This window comes from Bacillus sp. SH5-2 (assembly GCF_008368905.1).
In the GTDB taxonomy this organism is placed as follows: Bacteria; Bacillota; Bacilli; order Bacillales; family Bacillaceae_G; genus Bacillus_A; species Bacillus_A luti.
Genome location: NZ_QOSD01000005.1, coordinates 124,766 through 145,298 on the forward strand (window position 1 = coordinate 124,766; position 20,533 = coordinate 145,298).

The following is a 20,533-nucleotide window of genomic DNA, read 5'->3' on the forward strand; positions in this document are numbered from 1 at the left end:
ACCTCCCTAAAATTTCATATGTGATTCCTCTGCACTTTGTCAGAGAAATTCCTATTCATAAACAAAAATAAGACTGTCCGTAATCCGGACAGTCTTACTGCTTAATATTATTAATAAATCGATGTACTATCTTTCGGCAAATCTTTCACATGTTTTAAATAACTCGTTACTTTGTCATCATCACCTTGCGGATATTGATATTCATATGTGTTAGCGATTTCGTTCGCCACTTCCCTAAATAAATCACCCATGACAAAGAATGACTCCCATATGTTTTCATATTCTGCATTAGAAAATGTCCTTTTAAATTGCTCCCACATATCTTTTTCAAAATACTGTTCGAAATGCTTCCCAAACTTCCCTGTATTAACTGTAAAGTCTGTTTTCATACCAATATGCCATTCTAGCATTACGATTAACATATCTCGCACTGGGCCATCAAGCATCCCTTTCACATAAGAAAGTTCCTCTCTCCATAATCCTTTTGCCACATTTGTACTACACCACCAAAACTCATTACAGCAATCTAAAAACTCTTTTTCTGTAGGCTTTTTTATTAAGTAATCCTTATCGCTTGCCGGCGGAAATTCATCCATACAATCATCTTTATCAAGAAGTAGTTTACTTAAACTATCTTGCCCAACGAATGTTTGTATCAAATCAACCGGAACTAACGTTAAATCGATTCGATTCCCATCCATGAACTGCATTAAATACGGAAATTTCCCGTCTTCGTCTGCTGGAACTAATGACATTTCTTCCGGCATTTGTACAATCATTATTTCTCCAAATCTACGAATCCAATTATGATTAGACGTAAAAGAGCGTATATCTTTTACAATATACATAATATCGTAGTCTTGAAAACAATCTTTTTTCACATTTGGATTTACACGTGATCCATTCATGATGACAGTACGAATTCTTTCATCCTCTTTTGCTGTATTAATAATTAAGTCTAGCATTTCTTTTTCAGTTCTCATCTATTCCTAACCTCCAATTTTTTATATAAACTTTTATTTTTATGTATGTTGGAGGTCCACGAGCTAACTGTGTCTTACACAATACATGTTATAATTTTTGAAATTTCTTTTTCATCCCTTTTACCTCCTCACATCACTCTTTTACGACTGCCATTATAAATCCATCATACCCTTTACTTCCGACAGTTTGAAGCGCCGTAGCACTTACACGTGGTTCAGTTGCTATTAATTCATAGAAACGGCGTATCCCTTGTACCCGAGGATCGTTACTAGTACTGTCAATAACTTCTCCTTCACGCACTACGTTATCTCCAATAATTACAGTCCCAGGGCGTGATAGTTCCAGTGCCCATTCAAAATAAGCAGGGTTATTTTGTTTATCAGCATCTATAAAGATAAAATCAAATGGTTCATACTTCTCATTCTCGATTTGTTGCAAAGAATCTAAAGCTAATCCTGTTCGCACTTCAATTCTATCATTCAAATTAGCACGCTCAATATTGCTACGTGCAATTTCAGCATGTTTTTCACTCGCTTCCAATGTAACAATCCGGCCTCCAGATGGCAATGCCCTTGCAAGCCATATCGTACTATACCCACCTAGAGTACCAATCTCTAAAATATTTCGAGCTCCTTGAATTTGTACTAATAATTGTAAAAACTTCCCTTGCGTCGGTGATACATCATGTGCTGGTAAATTAGCTGCAGCATTTTGTTGAAGAACTTCTTCTAATGTAGAATCTCTCGGTATTAATACATCACTCATATATTGATCAACAGCCGTCCACTTCTCGATCATACTCATGAAAATACCATCCCCTTCAATTTCTCAATGCTTTTCTACCATTCACTTTTGATTATACCGAAAATTCTGTTTCATACACAAATATAAAGAAGGGATATCTACCCCTTACAGAATAGATATCCCTTCTTTTAAATATAAATTTAATTCCTATGGATTAGTAGACCAAAGTCCTGCTGATTTAATAAATGTACGTTTATTTAATTTCAGCTGCGCTACGATAAACTCTGCAATATCTTCTGCTTGCATTACTTTATCTGGGTTTCCATCAGTTAATCCTAAATCTACAGCCATATCAGTTGCTACTGTACTTGGAGTTAAAGCTGTTACACGAATGTTATGTTTGCGAACTTCCATCGCTAACGATTCTGTTAAGCCAAGGACACCAAATTTAGAAGCACTATATGCACTTGTTACAGGTGCACCTTTTTGTCCTGCTGTAGATGAAATGTTAATGATATCACCAGATTGTTGTTCAATCATGCCCGGTAAAGCTGCACGAGTTGCATAGTATACACCCATTAAGTTTACTTGAATGATTTTTTCCCAATCAGCAACGTCTAATTCTAAAAACTTACCGAATTTAGAAATACCAGCGTTATTAATTAAAATATCGATAGATCCTAAACCGTTTTTTAATGTCTCAATTGCAGTCGTCACTTCTTCATATGAAGATACATCAGCAGTCGCAATAACAGCTTTTACGCCTTCCGCTTCTACTTCTTTCGCTACAGCTTTTAAGTTTTCTTCTGAACGAGCTAATAGACCTACATTTACGCCTTCTTTTGCTAATGCGATCGCTACAGCACGACCAATCCCTCTACCTGCTCCTGTAATTAAAGCATTTTTGCCTTGTAATAATTCTGCCAAGTATAACACTCCTTAATCATCTCATTTATGTATTATATTAAAATTGTATCTATGTTTATGTAAAAAGGCAATGATGCACTTTCATGTGCGTAGGTTACTTGTAGGTAACTATATTTTTTATAATCTCACATGTTTTAACATCATTCATGTAAAATAAACATAAATCTATCGTAGGAGAGTGTATGAATATGAAAAGAAAAAAATGGTTCTTATCACTAGCTGTAGCTGGACTATGCATCATATTTTTTGGGATATACTTTATATTTGGTAATCCTCTAAACTATAAAGTTATAGAAAAAGATACCAGTGATTACCTTCATACTATAAAAGGGTATAAACAAGAAGAGATACAAAGTATCACCGGGAAATATACTCCCCTTTATAATATCGGCTATTATGCATCTGTTGTATATAAAGACGAACCCTATTTTACATACTCTTATAAATACGATGATAATCAAAAAATAATACAAGACAATGGCATTTTAGGAAGACATACTGAATCATTTGAGCATCTTAATTTAAATTGGTCACTGTTCGATCAATTAATAAAAGGGATTCATACAAACTTGCAGGAAAGAGGTTTAAGTGAAAAGAAAGATTATTCTATACGCCATGTTCAATTCGTTGATATCGATGATGATAAAAATGGTGCAGAAGCATATATTGACTTTAAGAAAGATACAGAATCAGACTACTCATACCGTATGAATAACGAAGGAAATGCTTATCAATATAGTTGCAGTAATGGGAAATGTATTTTTAAAGAGAAATAGTGTTAGAAGGATTCCCTTCTAACACTATTCCTCTTCATAATTCGGAATACAAACAATAAATTCCGTCCCATTCCCTTCCTCACTCTCGACTTTTATTTCTCCTTGGTGAAGATCGAGTACCTTTTTTACGATAGCTAAACCTAAGCCACTTCCTCCATAAGCACGATTTCGTGAAGAATCCGCTTTATAAAAACGCTCAAAAATATGTTGTTTCTGTTCTTCTGATATCCCAATTCCCGAATCACGAATACGCACTTCCACTAATGTCTCGTATTCTTTTAACTGGATTGTAATCGTGCCACCACTTGGAGTAAATTTAATACTATTATGAATTAAATTAATCCACACTTGACTCATACTTTCTTGATCGGCAGTTATATGCACTTTTTCTAAATCAAGGTCTAATTCAATTTCTTTTTCATCCCAAAGCGGTTCACTATTTAACACAATTTGCTTCAATTGTTGATCTAATCGATAGTTCACTTTTTCAGGTGTATACTCTTCTGATTCTAAAAGAGTTAGCTTCAGTAAATTTTGACTTAGTTTAGATAATCTCGTCGTTTCCGTTTCAATAATGGTAAGATAATGCTTTCTTTTTTCCTCGGAAAGATTATCGTCTTGTAGTGCTCTAGCAAACCCTTTTATAGAAGTTAATGGTGACTGTATTTCATGAGAAACATTCGATACAAATTCTTGTCTCATTTTCTCCATCGCATTCAATTCATCTGTCATATCATTTATACTTTTTACGAGTACACCAATTTCTCCATCATACTTTTCTTCATTTCGTATTTTTACGGAGAAGTCTCCTTTTGCAATTTTTTGTATCGGTTCAATAATAGTCCAAATCATTGCCTCTCGCTTCGGTCTCATTAATACTCCGATCAATATCCAAATAAGAACAATAAATACAAAGCCAACCATATCACTAATTAAAAAAGTAACAAACGGCGATACGTTTATTTTAAGGGCATCTAATATACTAGATGCTACATAAAATGCGGTAGACCAAATGATAGTGAGAAAAGAAAAGAGCGCTATTACCGCTCCCGTTACTTTCAACATCTTGAATTTACTCATTCGTTCTCTTTTTCTCATTTGCTTACCTCTAAGCGATAACCTAGTCCTCTTATCGTTTTAATACTAAACTTTGACTTCTCTTCTTGAAACTTCTCACGTAACCGATTAATATGAACGTCTAATGTACGTTCATTCCCTTCAAAATCATATCCCCATACGTCTTCTATTAATTGCTCTCTCGAACAAGTTCTTCCTGCTTTAGATCCTAATGTAAAGAGCAATTCAAATTCTTTTAGCGGTAACGTAACCGTTTGTTCTCCAGCTGTAACTTCAAATGTTTTCCGATTTAATAATACATTTCCAACTTGAATCGATTGCGATACTGTAATTTGGTAACGTTTCAGTAACGCCTTTACTCTCACTACTAGTTCTATAGGGTCAAATGGTTTTACGAGATAATCATCTGTTCCAAGATGAAAACCTTTTACTTTTTGAGATGTTTCCCCTTTGGCAGTTAGCATAAGAATCGGGATATCATAGTATTTTCTTAATTCAAAACATACATTAAATCCATCCATATTCGGCATCATGATATCAAGAATAACCATATCAACTTTCACTTCGTCTATTTTCCGAAGAGCATCTAATCCATCAATTGCCTCATATGTTTGAAAACCTTCTCGCTCTAAAAATACAGAAACGAGTTCTCTAATATGCGGATCATCGTCTACTATTAAAATTTTAGGTATCAAAGGAACCATCTCCTTTCTAATTAGCATCCTTAATAAAACTTTTAAAAATGAATAATCAGCGGAGTACAAACCCCACTGATTATTCATTTTATAATGCGCCCTCTTTAATTTTCAATTGTTGCGTTGCAAACTCACGATACATGTCATGTGTACGTAATAATTCATCGTGCGTACCACTTCCTGTAAGATTCCCTTTTTCAATAAAGATAATTTTATCTGCATCTACAACTGTAGAAAGCCTATGTGCAATAACTAACGTTGTTCTGCCTTTCATTAAGTTATTTAATGCCTTTTGAACGACAGACTCTGATTTACTATCTAAACTTGAAGTTGCCTCATCTAACATAAGAATTTGTGGATTTCGAAGTAATGCTCGGGCAATGGCAATTCGCTGTCTTTGTCCTCCGGAAAGCTTCACACCACGTTCTCCAACTTCTGTTGCATATCCGTTTGGTAAATCATGAATAAATGCATCAACATATGCCATCGCTGCTACTGTTTCAATTTCTTCATCCGTCACTTCACCCTCAACACCGTAACAAATGTTATCACGAATCGTTCCATCAATTAATGGACTATCTTGTGAAACGTAACCAATTTGACGTCGCCATGACTGTAATGAATAGTTCGTAATCGAGTCTTTCCCTAATTTAATGACACCGCTAGTCGGCTCATAAAAACGTTCTAATAGTGAGAATAACGTCGTTTTCCCGCTACCACTTGGCCCTACAATCGCTGTTACTTTTCCTGATTCAATTGTGAAATCAATATTTTTTAAGACTTGCTCTTCTTCGTTATACTCGAAATGTACATTTTCAAGAACAATTGGTTGTTTAGCATTTGTAACTTTCACACCAGTTTCATGGTCTTCTACTTCATATTCTAATATCGTATTAATTCTTTCCGTTGCACCAATTGCCTTTTGGAATTGTGTAAAGAACATAGATAATTGGCTCATCGGCATAATAATTTGAACTAAATATAAAATAAACGCTACAAGTTCACCCGTTGTTAATGCACCACTAGAAACTCGCATTCCACCATAGCCTACGATGATAACAAGTAATGCCATTAAAACAAACGACATAACTGGTGAAATTAACGCTTGCACTTTTCCTTCTTTTAAACCAAATTGCAATAACTTTTGTATTCCTGTATTACCTGTTTCATATTCTCTTTTTTCTGTATTTGAAGATTTCACTAAACGAATTTCCGATAGTACTTGCGTTAACACACTTGTAAAAGATGCTGTTTCATCTTGAAGTGCTTTTGAAATCTTATACATTTTTCGTCCAAGTGGTACTAAAATTAGTACAGACAACGGAATAACCGTTAAAAGTAAAGCTGTCATTTTCCAATCTAAAACAAATAATACAATTAATGATCCAACAATGGAAATACCGCCTGTTAATAAGTTTGACAAGTGCTCAGAAATTAATGTTTTCACAACACCTGTATCATTTGTCATACGACTAATCGTATCACCTGTTCTATTTTGATCATAATAAGATACCGGTAAAACAAGAACCTTTTTCCATAAACGTTCTCTTAGTCCAGCTACAATCTTCTGTCCAATATAATTTAATAAATATATAGACAATCCTGCAGCAATGGTTTGCATAATAAAGAATACGACTAACCCAACAATTTGCCCTGTACTAATTGAAGAAAGCGAAAAATTATCTACTAATCCTTTTGTTAACATCGGAATAAATAAACTCGCTCCCGTAGAAAGTAAACTCATTAATAATGCAAAAACAAGAATCCCTTTCGGAGGGTTTGTATCTTGAATAAGGCGTAAAAACTGCCTCCAATTCCCTTTTTTCTTTACTTCATTTCTAACTTCCATTCCTTTTCATCTCCTCGCGCTAAACAAAACTGTTCTTTCTAAAAATAGAATACAATACAAATGTAAACTGAATGTAAACACACTTTTTCTGTTTTTACAAAATATACATAAAAACTCATCTTTACAACAGATATAAACATCTGATATTATTACCTGGTACTTAATATTGTTCTATGTGAATTATAGATAACTAATTTACAATACTATATAAATCTCCCGTTATTGAAAGGAGTATCCTTTTTGCAAACAAATATACATTCCGAAAAGGAAACAATTATTTTTATTCATGGTTTAGTCGGCAATCGTCGCGCTTTCAAAAAAGAGCATAAACGATTTTCCGCCTCTTACAACATTATTACTTATGACTTATTAGGTCACGGCGATGATAAAGGAGAAGCTATCGAATTTTCATTACAGCGTCTCGTTGATCAATTATTGAATTTATACGAAAAAGAAGGCATTCAAAAAGCTCATATTTGCGCTTTAAGCTACGGCTGTTATATCTCTACTATTTTTGCACAAATGCACCCAGAAAAAGTTTTGAGCATTTGTCATATTGGTGGACATTATAATAACCCTTCCCTTTTATATAACGTATTTCAAAAGTTTTGGGAGAAGCGAGGAGACGATTACTCTAAATGGCTCTCTCAATACGCAAATACCATTTTTCCAAGCGGCATACTAAAGGCAAATCCGTTCGCAGTCATTTCAAGAAATATTTATTACCGTTTCGGATTGCAATTACACTCGTCAATTATTGCCCAATCATTACGACACCGTTTAGAATTCGATTTAAAATCTAAATTAAAATCACTTCCCCACCCTATTCTATGGGTAATGGGCGAACATGATCATCTCTATAAATCTTGTCTTTTTGATTTAAAGTCTATTCTCCCTAACGTTCTATATAAAGAAATACCGTTAGCAGGACATGCAGCAAACTTATTCCGTCCCAACTACTTTCATGACCTATACGCTCGATTTTTAAATGGGAAGTTACAGTAAAAACTACTACATTCCCGATTTATTCAACTATAAAAAGGCTTCCCAAGTTTCCCTGGAAAGCCTTTTCTCTATACGAAAAGTATATAAACTACTTTTTCTTAGTATGCTTTTGTGTAACCTAATAGGTGCTTGCTCCAGTAAGAGTTGCTTACTGAACTAATACGTACACCAGTTGCATCAGTTTCTGCACTAATGAACTGACCGTTTCCTAAGTAAACACCCATGTGAGAAGGACCTGATTTATAAGTATTTTGGAAGTATACTAAATCACCTGGTTGTGGATTGCTAGTTTTTGTTTTAGAGCTCCAGTATCCAGCAACTGTTTGACGAGCGCCTTTATGACCAGTTTGATTTAATACGTAGTGAATGAATCCACTGCAGTCAAAACCAGCAGGTGTTGTACCAGCAGTTCTGTATGGTGAACCATTTAATGATCTAGCGAATCCAGCGATTGAAGATGTATCTCCACCTGTTGTTGGTTTTTGTACGTCTTTACCTGGTTGTTGAACGTTATTTGTAACGTTATTGTTATTTGTAACGTTGTTTACTCCGCCTTTTACAAACTTAACGAAGTCTGCACTTACGTAACCTGTGCGGCCGTTATGGTTAATTTTGTACCAACCATTTTCAGCGCCAGTAACGTTTAATACTGTACCGTTTGTTACGCCACCGATTACAGCGTTGTATGTAGCTGGGCCTGTACGTACTTTTAAAGCACCAGTGTTAACAACATAAGAACCACCAGTTTGAACTGTAGTAGTATTGTTGTTTGTAGTTGGTTGTTGTGTTTGGTTAGATACAGCAGAACCGCCTTTTGTTACGAAGTCTTTGCTTACGTATCCAGTTCCACCATTGAAGTTGATTTTAAACCAATCTTGTACTTCACCTACAACTTGTACTGTTTTACCTTTATTTACAGAACCTAATACTGTATGAGATGTACTTGGGCCTGTACGTACGTTAAGTGAAGAAACGTTTACTGTGTAAGTACCTGTTCCTTGTTGAACAGTAGTTCCTGTTTTGCCACCAGTCGTTACGAAGTCACCACTTACATAACCAGTTTGACCGTTTACATTAACTTTGAACCAACCATTTTCTTGTCCAATTACTTGTAGTACTTGACCCGATTTCACTTTAGAAATAACGTTATGTCCTGTACCAGCACCTGAACGAACATTTAATACATCAGCAGTTACTGTGTATTTTAAATCCGTTTTTGTTTCTACCGTTTTTGTTTCAGTTACAGTCGTTTGAGTTTGTGTTTGAGTTTGTCCATTAATTTCTTTTAGCGCCTCGTTTGAAACTTGTGCATGAGCAGAATCCATACCTGGAACTGCAACACCTGCTACTGAAGCTGCTGCTAAACCTGCAATTACTTTTTTCATAAGTTGTCTTTACTTCCTTTCCCTACTATCCTCTTAAAAAAACTTATAAACTTAATACTTTACAATATTATCAAAGTAAAATATTCATCAAGTTCCATTTTTTAACAAGAGTTTTATTTTTCACACGTAGTTCATTTTAAATGAATGAAGTGAATTCCGTGTGAACTTCATGTGAACTTTACCATTAAACATACTGTTTTTGCAACGTTTTTTTTCAAATTTCTTATGTATCTCATTAAAATTCGACATTTCATTTAATATCTTAATATAGAATTTCTATTTTCTATCCACTACAAAAAATTCTAGTAATCTAATACAAAACAAAGTATGTGTTTCCTTATAAAGTTGTTTACATGAAGTGTATTCTTATCATGACAAAAAAGACTTTATTTATCAATAGTATAATATTTTTAGAAAACTAATTCCCTATACTATCTACAATTTTGAAATAATTTGACGAATTGTAAGATTTAGTTCACAAAATCTCATTTCTATTTTAACAAAAACACATACCTACCAACTGCTCTCTTTTTCTAACTATGGAATTTTCAGGATAATTCTAGTATTATATATCTAAATAAAATGAAATTTTAGCAGATTGATTTTTTTAATGAAATTCTTATTTGAATAAAAAGGGGAGGTGCATTTGTGAAAAATATAATAGATGACCCTATAAATAAAAATATAGAACTGTACTATGCTGTTATTCAATTCGCTTCATTTATAACTTTACAAAAAATATCAACTATTGAAACGCTTAAAAACAAATTAAAAAATCAGATGAAAAATGCAGAACAAAAAGATCCTTATTACGTATAAAAAGGTGAACGGGTTATATTCCTGTTCACCTTTTATAATTTCTACATTATTTATAAATTTTCACACGAGTTTCTAATGGTTGGAATTCTTTTTGACCAGCAAGTGCTACTGGTTTACCAAATGGCATTTGCGCAGTTAACTTCCAATTTTCTGGAATATCCCATTCTTTTCTCACTTCTTCATCAATTAACGGGTTATAATGTTGCAATGTTGCACCAAATCCTTCAATCTCTAAAGCTGTCCAAATCGCAAATTGTAGCATGCCTGAAGATTGCTGAGACCAAATCGGGAAATTTTCTTTATATAATGCAAAGTTTTGTTGAAGTTCTTCCACTACTTGACTATCTTCAAAGAATAAAACCGTTCCATAACCACTTTTAAATGCATTCATTTTTTCTTCAGTAGCTGCAAAGTTATTTTCAGGTACAATTTTTCGTAACGTTTCTTTCGTAATATCCCATAATTTATCATGTTGTTCTCCTAACAAAACAACAACACGAGCACTTTGAGAGTTAAAAGCTGAAGGTGTATGTTTTACAGCATGATAAATCACTTCTTGAATTTTTTCATCAGAAACTACTTGCTCTTTGCTTATTGCGTAAATAGATCTTCTGTCTTCAATTGCTGAGTAAAAATCTTTTGCCATCATAATTCCCTCCAATTTTCATTTGAGGCCATTTCATATGTATATCATATTACGCCCCTTAAACTTATTATTAATAAGTTCATAACTTTATAATATCAATACTAAGACACAAACTCAAACGATAACACTTACATTTAGCACATTTTCCCTTTTGGCAATTAAAATAAAAAGACTGCTTGTTATTATTTAAAATAGGTAACAACAAGCAGTCTTTCTTATGTAGCGATCTACAATGATATTTTACTTAATTAACTAATCCAAATGCATACGACATTAACTTATTCGTCTCTGTAAAACGTTTTGTTTTACCTGATGTCCCCATCACGACTGTAATAATTCGAGTATCACCTTGTTTTGCAGTCCCTGTAAAACAATACCCTGCACTATCTGTAAATCCTGTTTTTAGCCCGTCCATTCCTTCTATATATAAACTTTTATTATTTTCATTTAACATTTCATTTGTACTTGTAACTGTAGTATTATTAAATGTTAGTTGACTTTGTCTTAAATGCGTTACTTCTAATATTTCAGGATAATCTTTTATAAGATTATACGCTAATTTTGCTACATCAGCAGCCGTCATCTTCGTTTCACTTCCATCAGGCTCTTGTAACCCTGAAGCATTTGCAAATTTAGCATGTTCCGACATTTCCAACTGTCTCGCTTTCGCATTCATGAGCTGAACAAAATCTTTCTCCGTCTTTGCCATATGCTCCGCTAAAGCCACTGCCGAATTGTTAGCTGACTCAATCATTAACGCATGAAACAAGTCTTTTACAGTTAACGTGTCATTAACTTGTACTGGAATTCTTGCACCCTCTGTTTGTGCCGCTTTCGCACTCATTTTCACAGGATCTTCCCAGCGAACTTTCCCATTATGTACACTCTCTAATAAAAGATATGCTGTCATCATCTTAGACATACTAGCTGGCGCAAAAGCCTCATTCTCGTTATTTTGATAAATAATATCTCCATCACTCGCATCAATAACAATAGCTGCTTTCGCATTAATTTCCGGCGGAATATACTTTTGCGGAACTTCCTTATCAGATAGCCCTATTTTAGGTAATTCAGCTACCTGTAAAGGTTGAGCATCTACGCTATCCCCACTCTTTTGAGTTCCTTGGAAAAAGAACCAACATATACCCAAAATTACTACTAATAGGATTGCTATTCTTCCCCATTTTAACTGCTTCATTTTAAAACTCCTTTTGTAAACCTTTTATACACTCAACTTTAACCTTAACAACAATTACTTTATATCGTCAAGATAAAAAGTATATTTATTCAGCTGTATCAATTATTATTTCAATGTATTTTATTTTTCTAACTATGCTACAATTAAAATAATGAAATATAAGAAAATTCAATTATATAAAGGGACCAAAAACACTATATAATAGAAAGGATTCACACAAATGATACTTCCAAAATCATTAAAATATGGAGACACCATTGGCATATACTCGCCCTCTTCACCAGTTACCTACACTTCACCCAAAAGATTTGAACGAGCAAAATCTTACTTACAACAGAAAGGATTTCGTATATTAGAGGGTTCCCTAACAGGCCGACATGATTACTATCGTTCTGGCAGTATACAGGAGCGTGCTGAGGAACTAAATGACTTGATAAGAAATCCTAATGTCTCTTGCATTATGTCAACAATTGGTGGCATGAATTCTAATTCATTATTACCTTATATTGATTATGACGCTTTTCAAAATAACCCTAAAATAATGATTGGTTATTCAGACGCAACCGCTTTATTACTAGGCATCTATGCAAAAACCGAAATTCCTACATTTTATGGTCCTGCACTTGTTCCTTCATTTGGAGAATTTGAACCTTTTGTAGATGACACATACAAATATTTCTCAGAAACATTACTAAACGATTGTCCCCTCCCTTACAAAATAAAACAACCATCATTTTGGTCGGATGAATGTATAAATTGGGAAGAGAAGACGAACGAAAAAGAACTGAGGCCAAATAATTGGATTTCTGTAACAAATGGACGCGCTACCGGGCGCATTATTGGCGGGAACCTAAATACAATACAAGGAATTTGGGGTAGCCCCTATATGCCTCATATTCAAGAAGGAGATATTCTATTTATTGAAGATAGCTCAAAAGATGCAGCTACTATTGAAAGAAGCTTTTCCTTACTTAAGATTAACGGCGTATTTGATAAAGTTTCAGGTATCATCCTTGGAAAACATGAGCAATTTGATGATTGCGGCACAAATCGAAAACCTTACGAAATACTATTAGAAGTACTACAAAATCAAAAGATTCCTTTTTTAGCTGACTTTGATTGTTATCATACCCATCCAATGATCACCATGCCTATCGGTATTAAAGTAGAAATGGATGCAACCAATAAGACAATACATATTTTAGAAAAATGGAACGTCTAACAACACTTATATTATAGGAAGAAAATATAGTGAGCTTTTCCTTTAGAAAACATTAAAAAGCTCTGTTTATTAAAAACAGAGCTTTTTATTATTGTCCTAAATTTTGTATCTTATCTTTCAAATCCCGCACTTGATCTATCGTCTGCATAAGCTCAGAGTTTTTAAATTGCTCTACATCCATTTTTCCTTCCTCTATCTTTTTCATAGATGTATCAATCAATGCACTTAACTTCTCATTATAGCCCACAATTTGCTCATGAAGATCCTTCGCTACATCTGGCGGTGTTAATTCATTGAAAGCAGGTATATCTTGCTTAATTTCATTCAACTTCGCTTCCAATTCTTTTCGAGCTTCGCCATCATTAATAGCCTTTTCAGCTAAAGCTGGTGCTTCATTTGCAAAAGCACTTACTTCATTCACATACTCTGTTGCTTTTTGAGCATAATCTAATGAACTCTTGCCTTCTTCTACTATCGAACATCCCATTAAACCAACCAAAACTATAAATACGAATAAAATAGATTTTATTTTCATTCCAGACTCCCTTCTCCTTATAATTAACTGTTCTTTTCGCTTCACTTCATAAACTTCTAGCTAAATTGCTTATTACCTTTTTCAAATAACTATCTACCCTCTCACATGCCCTATTATCGTTACAACATCTATTTCTATATGTACGCTAATAATATCTTCAATTATGTCCATATACCCTTGTCCTATAGCTGTTCCATAGTGTAATGAAAGCCCCTTCTTTTCGTACACTGACTTTGGCACCGTAAAAATAAATCTCCTCAGATTCCGCTCATCAGCTGGTTCCATAATTAAAACAATTCCATCCTCTTCAAACATATAATCACGCCTTCCAACTATGTATTCACTATGGCTCAGTATTGCCTTAAACAGATAGGTTTTAAACACTATCTTCAGTGAAACGATTTGGATCTTACAAAAAAAACACAAACCTCGGGCTATCAAGAATTTGTGTTTTTCATTACATGTTTAAATACCTTTATCAAGTTCATAAAGCTTACGATACTTTTCGTTTTCTTTAAGAAGTTGTTCATGACTACCTTGCATTACGATTTGACCACGATCAAGGAATATAACTTCGTCTACATGTTCTATTCCTACAAGATGATGGGTAATCCAAATAACCGTCTTTTCTTCCGTTGCAGAAAACATTGTTTCAATTAAAGACAATTCTGTTTTTGGATCTAAACCGATAGTCGGTTCATCAAGGACAATGACTGGAGTTTCCTGCATAAGCGTTCTAGCAAAAGCAACCCTTTGCCTTTCCCCACCAGAAAACCTCTTCCCCATTTCATGCATTTTAGTTTGTAATCCATCTGGAAGAGAAGTAATATGCGCAGCTAATTGTGCTTTCTCTAAAGCTTTCCATATCTCTTCATCAGCCGCCTCTGGTTTACCGATTCGTACATTATTCCCAATTGTCGTATCGAACAAATGCGGCTTTTGATTTAATACAGAAATGGATTTGGATAGAAGATTCGTATGAGCTTGTTCACCATTCAATAAAACTTGGCCATTCACTGGACTTAACGCCCCTGTTAACAATTTTAATAAAGTAGATTTTCCTGTGCCACTTCTTCCTAAAATGGCTATTTTCTTTCCTGCTTTTATTTGTAATGATACGTCTTTCAATACAACTTCATTACTATCTGGGTAACTATACGATACATGATTTAATTCAATGTCTATATGGTTTGGTGTAACATAATCTTTATCCCCATGTAATTCCTTTTCATCCTGTAAAACACCATTACCTTCTACTTGATTTAGACGATGAGCAGATTCTACATATGATGGAATTCGATCAATAGCATCCGAAAGAGGAATTAACGCGTTTGTGACAGATAACGTCATTAAGACGAAAGCCGCAATAACGGTAGGAGCAATCTGTTCACTCGCCGCCTCATTTCCAGTCCATATGATCATTGAAATGACTACAATCCCTACTACTAATTGAATAATACTGTCCCGAATATGATTCCAGCGCTTCATTCTTTTTTCCGTTTTTAATAACTGAGCATTTTTCTCTACATACTTATCAATGAATTCATCTTTTCTACCACTTGCCTGCCAATCTGATAATCCAAAAACAGCATCTGTTAATTGTTGATACAAGCGGTTTCTTCCTTGCTTCAAAGTAACATGATGTCGCTTCATCAAAAATAATGATACAAATGGAAGAAGAAAAACGATAATAGCTAACATACAACCTGCAATAAGTGCAAACACGAAGTCAAAAGCACCGATAACAAGTACGAAGATGCTATAAACAACTAGCGCTAATATGCTAGGGAATATTGTACGTAAATATAGGTTTTGCAAATGCTCTATATCTTCGGATAGCACCCCTAACATATCACCTGTTTGAAATCGCGAACGGAAAAATAACGCCTGTGGTTCTACTATTCTATATAGTTTCGTTCTCATTTTTTCTAATATACGTAGTACGACATCATGTCCGACTAAACGCTCTATATAATGGAACACAGCTTGCCCTATACTAAACGCACGTGTCGCAACGATAGGAACATATACAGCCATTACATTTTCTGGTCTGAGAGCAGATTTAGAAATTAAATAACCTGAAATGAATAGTAACATCGCACCTGAACTAACTCCAAGAAGCCCCAGGAATATAGTCAAAGTCATTCTACCTTTATTTTGCTTTATATAAGGTTTAATCCAGCTACTCATCCCTACTCCCTCTCTTTCCTACGAAAATGTAATGTCTCATTCTCTAATAGTTCTTCATATGTTCCACTTTCTTCAATCTTCCCTTTATTTAAAATAAGAATGTGATCCATCTCTTTCATCCAATGCAGACGATGTGTTGCAAGAAATACTAATTTACCTTTGAACAGACGTAGCATCGATTGCTTTATTTCAAATTCAGTTTCAATATCAAGATGCGCCGTGGGTTCGTCTAATAAAATAACTGGCTTTTTACTTAAAAGTGCACGCGCCATTGCAACACGTTGTTCTTGTCCCCCACTAAGCATACGTCCACCTTCTCCAATTCTTTCGTGCATCCCATTTGGAAGTGATGCAACAAGCGAACGGAGACCGACTTCATTAATAACTCTTTCAACTTCTTCATCAGTTGTATTTGTTTCATAGAAACAAATGTTATCTTTTAATGAAAGCGGAAAAATATAAGGCTGCTGCGGAATATAAGCAATGTTTTTTTGCCAATCTTCACGAGTAGATTCGTCTATGTTTGCACCATTTACTATCATACTTCCTTCAGTTGGAGCTAAAAATCCAGCCAACACATCAATCATAGTAGATTTCCCTGCCCCACTTTCTCCAATAACACCAATAGCACCGTTACCTTCCCAAGTAAAATCGATTCCTTCTAATATAGCCTTATCAGATTCATCGTTATTTACTTTTATAGCTTGTAACTTTAAGCTACTCGAAGCATCCCATGTAATCTCTACATTTGATTCCTTCATTTCTATTGCCTTTTGTCGCTGTAAAATCCCTTCAATTTGCTCCATAGCCAGTTGTCCATCTAATGTAGCATGATAATTCGCTCCAACTTGCTTAATGGGAAGAAAATATTCCGGAGCTAAAATTAATATGGTAAGAGCAGGTAGTAACAGAATCGTTCCGTCTATTAAACGAATTCCTAATCCTACTGCCACAAATGCGATTGATAAACTTGTAAAGAAATCTAATGCAAAAGAAGAAAGAAAAGCAACTCGCAAAGTTCGCATCGTTGCTTTTCTATATCTTTTACTTACTTTTTCAATCTTTCCTTCGTGCTGTTTACTTTTCCCTAAATACTTTAATGTTTCTAATCCTTTTAACGTATCTACAAAATGATTAGAAAGTACACGATATGTCTCATATTGACTATCAGCCATTTTCTGTGCTGCTAATCCTAGAAGAATCATAAATATAATCACGATAGGAATCGTTACAACTAAAATGATTCCAGACTCAATATCAAGCGTAAAAACATATAAAACAATTAGGGCTGGAACGGTACTACTTCTAATCATTTTAGGAATTGTTAATTCAATATATGTTTTAAATTTCTCAATCCCTTCAATCGATAAGGTAACCAGATGACCTGTTCCGACAGTTTGAACATACCGTGGACCTAATGTGAAATATGCCTCTATTAACTGTTTTCTTAATAACGCCCCTGTTTTTTCAGCGAAATGTTCCACTAATATTTGTGATGTTCGAACAAATATTTGACGCGCTGCAAACGAGATACCAAAATAAACAATTTCACTGAACACTGTTTGTACTGTCTCTCCATGAAATAAAAACGTAATAGCTCGTGCTAAAAAGATTGTTTGTGCAATAATGCTAAAAGCTTCTAAAATACTAATAATCGTTAACGCTACATATAAAATACGGCTACCGGGATAAGACGGAAGTCCTCTTTTTCTTTTCATTAGTACTCCAAATCGTTGTCTGACTTAACAGGTTGTCTAAATACATAATAACTCCATATTTGACTTCCGATAACGAAAGGCAAAATAGCAATCGCAAAGTAAGTCATAAGTTTTAATGCATAAGCCCCTGATGCTGCATTATAAATCGTTAAATCATTCATTGCTCCTAAAGAGCTAATCATAACACGTGGGAACATACCGATAAATACACTCGCACTTAGTAAAATGATTGTTAAACTTGTCATAAAGAAAGCCCAACCATCTCTTCTTCTTTTATTTAATAAAGTGGACACTAATAGTGCTACAAAAGCTCCAATCGGGACCATAATCCATTCTTTTCCATGGGCAGTGAAAATATCGGTTTTCCATAACCCAATACCAGCAAAAATAAGAAGTGTAATTAATGAAAATGGCGCAATTTTTATTGCAGCAATTCGTGCACGTTCTCTCAATTTACCCGTTGTACGTATTGTAAGGAATTGTAATCCATGAACAATACATAGTAGAAGGAACATTACTCCTCCCAGTAACGCAAATGGATGAAGTAATTGCAGGAATCCACCTACAACATTTTTACTCTCATCAATAGGTACACCGACCATAAAGTTTGCAATTGCAACTCCCCAGAGGATTGGAGGTAACATACTTCCAATAAACATCCCCCAATCCCACGCACTCTTCCATTTATGATTATCTATTTTCGCACGGAATTTAAAGGAAACTCCTCTTAAAATTAAGGCAAGAAGCATAAATACAAACGGAATATAAAAACCACTAAACAAAGTTGCGTACCAGTGCGGAAATGCCGCAAACATAGCTCCACCAGCACAAACAAGCCATACTTCATTCGCGTGCCAGAACGGTCCTATTGTATTTAAGTAAACTCGTTTTTCAAAATCATTCTTTCCTAAAAACCTCGAAACCATTCCTACACCAAAATCGAAGCCTTCCAGTACGAAGAATCCAACAAATAAGATTGCAATAACTAAAAACCACAACTCATTAAGAGATAACATACTCTTCCTCCTTATCAAATGGATCATGGCTTTGATAATCCTTTTTCGTTTTCTTATTCGTATGTCCCTTAATAGTACGAACGAATAAGTACACACAAATTCCACCCATAATTAAATACATTGATGTGAATGAAATAAGTGAGAATAATACTTCACCAAATGTTACATTTGGTGATACAGCATCTTCTGTTTTCATTACACCAAATACTACCCAAGGCTGACGACCCATTTCAGTCATAATCCATCCTACTGTATTACCGATGAACGGAAGAGAAATTGCGTACACCATTAATTTTAAATACCACGTTTTTTCAGCTAAGCGATCTTTCCTTGATAAGAACCATCCGTAAGCTCCTAGAAGAAGCATAAATGTTCCACTCATAACCATCGCTCTAAAACTCCAAAACATTGTATGAACCGGCGGAATGTAATCTCCAGGCCCATATTTTTCTTCATATTGTTTTTGAATTTGATTCATCCCTTCAACTTGACCGCTAAACTTATCATACGACAATAGACTTAGCATATAAGGGATTTGAATTTCAAAGGAATTTTCTTTCTTCTCTGTATCAATTTTCGCAAATACTGTAAATGGCGCTGGATCCTCACTCGTATTCCATAGCGCTTCAGCTGCTGCCATTTTCATTGGATGTGTCTTAATTAATTGTTGCGCTTGTGCATGACCGAAGAATAATACAAGCGCCGTTGTAATCGTTCCAACAATGATAGAAATGCGGAAAGATTTTTTAAATACTACAGTTTCTTGTCCTTTTGTAATTTTCCATGCACTTACACCTGCAATAAAGAATGCCCCTGTTGCAATTGCCGCTGTAATTGTATGTGGGAATTGCACCCATAGTTGCGGGTTTTGAATAATTGCTAAGAAATCATTCATTTGCGCACGCCCATCAGCTGCCATTTCATATCCTACAGGTGACTGCATAAATGCACTTGCAGTTAAAATCCAAAATGCTGATAACATTGTTCCAATTGAAAGGAGCCAAATACACAATAAGTGAATTCGCTTCGGTAATTTATCCTCACCGAATACCCATAAACCTAGGAATGTAGACTCAATGAAAAATGCCAGCAATCCTTCAATTGCAAGTGATGGACCAAATACATCACCTACGAAACGTGAATATGTTGACCAGTTCATACCAAACTGAAACTCTTGTAAAATACCTGTTACTACACCTACTGCAAAGTTAATAAGGAATAATTGCGTCCAAAACTTCGCCATCTTCTTATATATTTCTTGTCCTTTTACCACATACAATGTTTGCATTATCGCAATAATAAAAGCTAAACCAATTGACAGTGGAACAAAAAAGTAATGGAAAATCGTTGTTGATGCGAACTGTATTCGTGCCAATTCGAGCGTTTCCATACTAAAATCACTTCCTTCATAGTTTTTATAATAATTAATTGAGCAATCTTAAAAAACTCAATTATTAAGAAATACGAAAAGACAAAAACATCTTGTATGTATTGTCGAAAAATGCGAAATTTCAGTTTTTCAAACTATTGCAATGCTATTTTTTACCTTTTCACTATTTCTGTAGTGTTTTGATTCGTTAATCGAATTGTATAATATACTTACATAATAAATTCAGATGATTTTTGACGTATTATTGACATCATTTTGTCTGAAATATGTCTTTTGGTATTTTTTTGAATAAGTTTTTTTCATTAATAAAATGTATTTTTTGAATGTGAGACTTACTTTTACATCAATACAAATATC

General features: G+C 34.5%; 19 protein-coding genes. 4 read left to right on the forward strand and 15 right to left on the reverse strand.

Annotated elements, in window-relative coordinates; genetic code table 11:
* Positions 1 to 110: 110 nt before the first annotated feature.
* The 3 genes from DN410_RS04735 to DN410_RS04745 all read right to left on the reverse strand — a co-directional run bounded on the left by DN410_RS04735 (position 111) and on the right by DN410_RS04745 (position 2,655).
* A complete protein-coding gene (locus DN410_RS04735; protein ID WP_149175559.1) occupies positions 111 to 983 on the reverse strand; it encodes an aminoglycoside 6-adenylyltransferase in 873 nt (290 codons plus the stop codon).
* Positions 984 to 1,116: 133 nt separating this feature from the next.
* Complete coding sequence (locus DN410_RS04740; protein ID WP_149175560.1) at positions 1,117 to 1,788, reverse strand: O-methyltransferase; 672 nt, start codon at positions 1,786 to 1,788, stop codon at positions 1,117 to 1,119.
* 147 nt (positions 1,789 to 1,935) lie between these two features.
* Positions 1,936 to 2,655 carry a 3-ketoacyl-ACP reductase gene (locus DN410_RS04745; RefSeq protein WP_059303920.1) on the reverse strand — a complete coding sequence of 240 codons (720 nt, stop codon included), beginning with the start codon at positions 2,653 to 2,655 and terminating at the stop codon, positions 1,936 to 1,938.
* Between the two features lie 188 nt (positions 2,656 to 2,843).
* On the opposite strand from DN410_RS04745, the gene DN410_RS04750 reads away from it, so the two are divergent.
* Entirely contained in the window at positions 2,844 to 3,431 is a 588-nt protein-coding gene (locus DN410_RS04750; protein WP_149175561.1) for a DUF3139 domain-containing protein, read from the forward strand.
* A 24-nt stretch (positions 3,432 to 3,455) separates the two neighbouring features.
* Here DN410_RS04750 and hitS read toward each other — a convergent pair whose 3' ends face one another.
* The 3 genes from hitS to DN410_RS04765 form a co-directional block, all read right to left on the reverse strand.
* Positions 3,456 to 4,529 (reverse strand): envelope stress sensor histidine kinase HitS, encoded by a 1,074-nt coding sequence (gene hitS / locus DN410_RS04755; protein ID WP_149175562.1) that lies wholly within the window; start codon positions 4,527 to 4,529, stop codon positions 3,456 to 3,458.
* Positions 4,526 to 5,203, reverse strand: coding sequence for an envelope stress response regulator transcription factor HitR (hitR, locus tag DN410_RS04760; RefSeq protein ID WP_218947463.1), 678 nt, complete (start codon positions 5,201 to 5,203; stop codon positions 4,526 to 4,528). The genes hitS and hitR overlap by 4 nt, the downstream gene beginning before the upstream one ends.
* A gap of 88 nt (positions 5,204 to 5,291) precedes the next feature.
* The gene (locus DN410_RS04765) at positions 5,292 to 7,052 is read right to left on the reverse strand and encodes an ABC transporter ATP-binding protein (RefSeq protein ID WP_149175563.1); all 1,761 of its coding nucleotides are present in this window, start codon (positions 7,050 to 7,052) and stop codon (positions 5,292 to 5,294) included.
* Between the two features lie 240 nt (positions 7,053 to 7,292).
* Here DN410_RS04765 and DN410_RS04770 point away from each other — a divergent pair, with 240 nt between their 5' ends.
* Positions 7,293 to 8,057 (forward strand): alpha/beta fold hydrolase, encoded by a 765-nt coding sequence (locus DN410_RS04770; RefSeq protein WP_001194292.1) that lies wholly within the window; start codon positions 7,293 to 7,295, stop codon positions 8,055 to 8,057.
* 98 nt (positions 8,058 to 8,155) lie between these two features.
* Here the strand turns inward: DN410_RS04770 and entFM are convergent, their stop codons facing one another.
* Positions 8,156 to 9,442: an enterotoxin EntFM gene (gene entFM / locus DN410_RS04775; protein WP_149175564.1), complete on the reverse strand. Its 1,287-nt coding sequence runs from the start codon at positions 9,440 to 9,442 to the stop codon at positions 8,156 to 8,158.
* A gap of 627 nt (positions 9,443 to 10,069) precedes the next feature.
* On the opposite strand from entFM, the gene DN410_RS04780 reads away from it, so the two are divergent.
* A complete protein-coding gene (locus DN410_RS04780) occupies positions 10,070 to 10,261 on the forward strand; it encodes a DNA mismatch repair protein MutT (RefSeq protein ID WP_149175565.1) in 192 nt (63 codons plus the stop codon).
* Between the two features lie 46 nt (positions 10,262 to 10,307).
* Here DN410_RS04780 and DN410_RS04785 read toward each other — a convergent pair whose 3' ends face one another.
* Positions 10,308 to 10,910: a nitroreductase family protein gene (locus tag DN410_RS04785; RefSeq protein WP_179958578.1), complete on the reverse strand. Its 603-nt coding sequence runs from the start codon at positions 10,908 to 10,910 to the stop codon at positions 10,308 to 10,310.
* 241 nt (positions 10,911 to 11,151) lie between these two features.
* Positions 11,152 to 12,105, reverse strand: a complete 954-nt coding sequence (locus DN410_RS04790) for a D-alanyl-D-alanine carboxypeptidase family protein (RefSeq protein ID WP_149175567.1) — start codon at positions 12,103 to 12,105, stop codon at positions 11,152 to 11,154.
* A gap of 220 nt (positions 12,106 to 12,325) precedes the next feature.
* Here DN410_RS04790 and DN410_RS04795 point away from each other — a divergent pair, with 220 nt between their 5' ends.
* A complete protein-coding gene (locus tag DN410_RS04795) occupies positions 12,326 to 13,327 on the forward strand; it encodes a S66 family peptidase (RefSeq protein WP_149175568.1) in 1,002 nt (333 codons plus the stop codon).
* Positions 13,328 to 13,415: 88 nt separating this feature from the next.
* Here the strand turns inward: DN410_RS04795 and DN410_RS04800 are convergent, their stop codons facing one another.
* From DN410_RS04800 to cydA, 6 genes are all read right to left on the reverse strand, one after another.
* Positions 13,416 to 13,862, reverse strand: a complete 447-nt coding sequence (locus DN410_RS04800) for a DUF6376 family protein (RefSeq protein WP_149175569.1) — start codon at positions 13,860 to 13,862, stop codon at positions 13,416 to 13,418.
* A 93-nt stretch (positions 13,863 to 13,955) separates the two neighbouring features.
* Positions 13,956 to 14,177 (reverse strand): hypothetical protein, encoded by a 222-nt coding sequence (locus tag DN410_RS04805; RefSeq protein WP_149175570.1) that lies wholly within the window; start codon positions 14,175 to 14,177, stop codon positions 13,956 to 13,958.
* 150 nt (positions 14,178 to 14,327) lie between these two features.
* Positions 14,328 to 16,052, reverse strand: coding sequence for a thiol reductant ABC exporter subunit CydC (gene cydC / locus DN410_RS04810; RefSeq protein ID WP_149175571.1), 1,725 nt, complete (start codon positions 16,050 to 16,052; stop codon positions 14,328 to 14,330).
* 2 nt (positions 16,053 to 16,054) lie between these two features.
* On the reverse strand, positions 16,055 to 17,770 hold the full coding sequence (cydD, locus tag DN410_RS04815; RefSeq protein ID WP_149175572.1) for a thiol reductant ABC exporter subunit CydD: 1,716 nt from the start codon (positions 17,768 to 17,770) through the stop codon (positions 16,055 to 16,057).
* The gene (gene cydB, locus DN410_RS04820) at positions 17,770 to 18,786 is read right to left on the reverse strand and encodes a cytochrome d ubiquinol oxidase subunit II (protein ID WP_149175573.1); all 1,017 of its coding nucleotides are present in this window, start codon (positions 18,784 to 18,786) and stop codon (positions 17,770 to 17,772) included. The genes cydD and cydB overlap by 1 nt, the downstream gene beginning before the upstream one ends.
* Positions 18,773 to 20,176 carry a cytochrome ubiquinol oxidase subunit I gene (gene cydA / locus DN410_RS04825; protein ID WP_149175574.1) on the reverse strand — a complete coding sequence of 468 codons (1,404 nt, stop codon included), beginning with the start codon at positions 20,174 to 20,176 and terminating at the stop codon, positions 18,773 to 18,775. The genes cydB and cydA overlap by 14 nt, the downstream gene beginning before the upstream one ends.
* Between the last annotated feature and the right edge of the window lie 357 nt (positions 20,177 to 20,533).

Coding starts and splice junctions, on each gene's coding strand:
- DN410_RS04735 (WP_149175559.1), bottom strand. CDS start 983: ATGAGAACTGAAAAAGAAATGCTAGACTTAATTATTAATACAGCAAAA.
- DN410_RS04740 (WP_149175560.1), bottom strand. CDS start 1,788: ATGAGTATGATCGAGAAGTGGACGGCTGTTGATCAATATATGAGTGAT.
- DN410_RS04750 (WP_149175561.1), top strand. CDS start 2,844: ATGAAAAGAAAAAAATGGTTCTTATCACTAGCTGTAGCTGGACTATGC.
- hitS (WP_149175562.1), bottom strand. CDS start 4,529: ATGAGAAAAAGAGAACGAATGAGTAAATTCAAGATGTTGAAAGTAACG.
- DN410_RS04765 (WP_149175563.1), bottom strand. CDS start 7,052: ATGGAAGTTAGAAATGAAGTAAAGAAAAAAGGGAATTGGAGGCAGTTT.
- entFM (WP_149175564.1), bottom strand. CDS start 9,442: ATGAAAAAAGTAATTGCAGGTTTAGCAGCAGCTTCAGTAGCAGGTGTT.
- DN410_RS04785 (WP_179958578.1), bottom strand. CDS start 10,910: ATGATGGCAAAAGATTTTTACTCAGCAATTGAAGACAGAAGATCTATT.
- DN410_RS04790 (WP_149175567.1), bottom strand. CDS start 12,105: ATGAAGCAGTTAAAATGGGGAAGAATAGCAATCCTATTAGTAGTAATT.
- DN410_RS04795 (WP_149175568.1), top strand. CDS start 12,326: ATGATACTTCCAAAATCATTAAAATATGGAGACACCATTGGCATATAC.
- DN410_RS04800 (WP_149175569.1), bottom strand. CDS start 13,862: ATGAAAATAAAATCTATTTTATTCGTATTTATAGTTTTGGTTGGTTTA.
- DN410_RS04805 (WP_149175570.1), bottom strand. CDS start 14,177: ATGTTTGAAGAGGATGGAATTGTTTTAATTATGGAACCAGCTGATGAG.
- cydC (WP_149175571.1), bottom strand. CDS start 16,052: ATGAGTAGCTGGATTAAACCTTATATAAAGCAAAATAAAGGTAGAATG.
- cydD (WP_149175572.1), bottom strand. CDS start 17,770: ATGAAAAGAAAAAGAGGACTTCCGTCTTATCCCGGTAGCCGTATTTTA.
- cydB (WP_149175573.1), bottom strand. CDS start 18,786: ATGTTATCTCTTAATGAGTTGTGGTTTTTAGTTATTGCAATCTTATTT.
- cydA (WP_149175574.1), bottom strand. CDS start 20,176: ATGGAAACGCTCGAATTGGCACGAATACAGTTCGCATCAACAACGATT.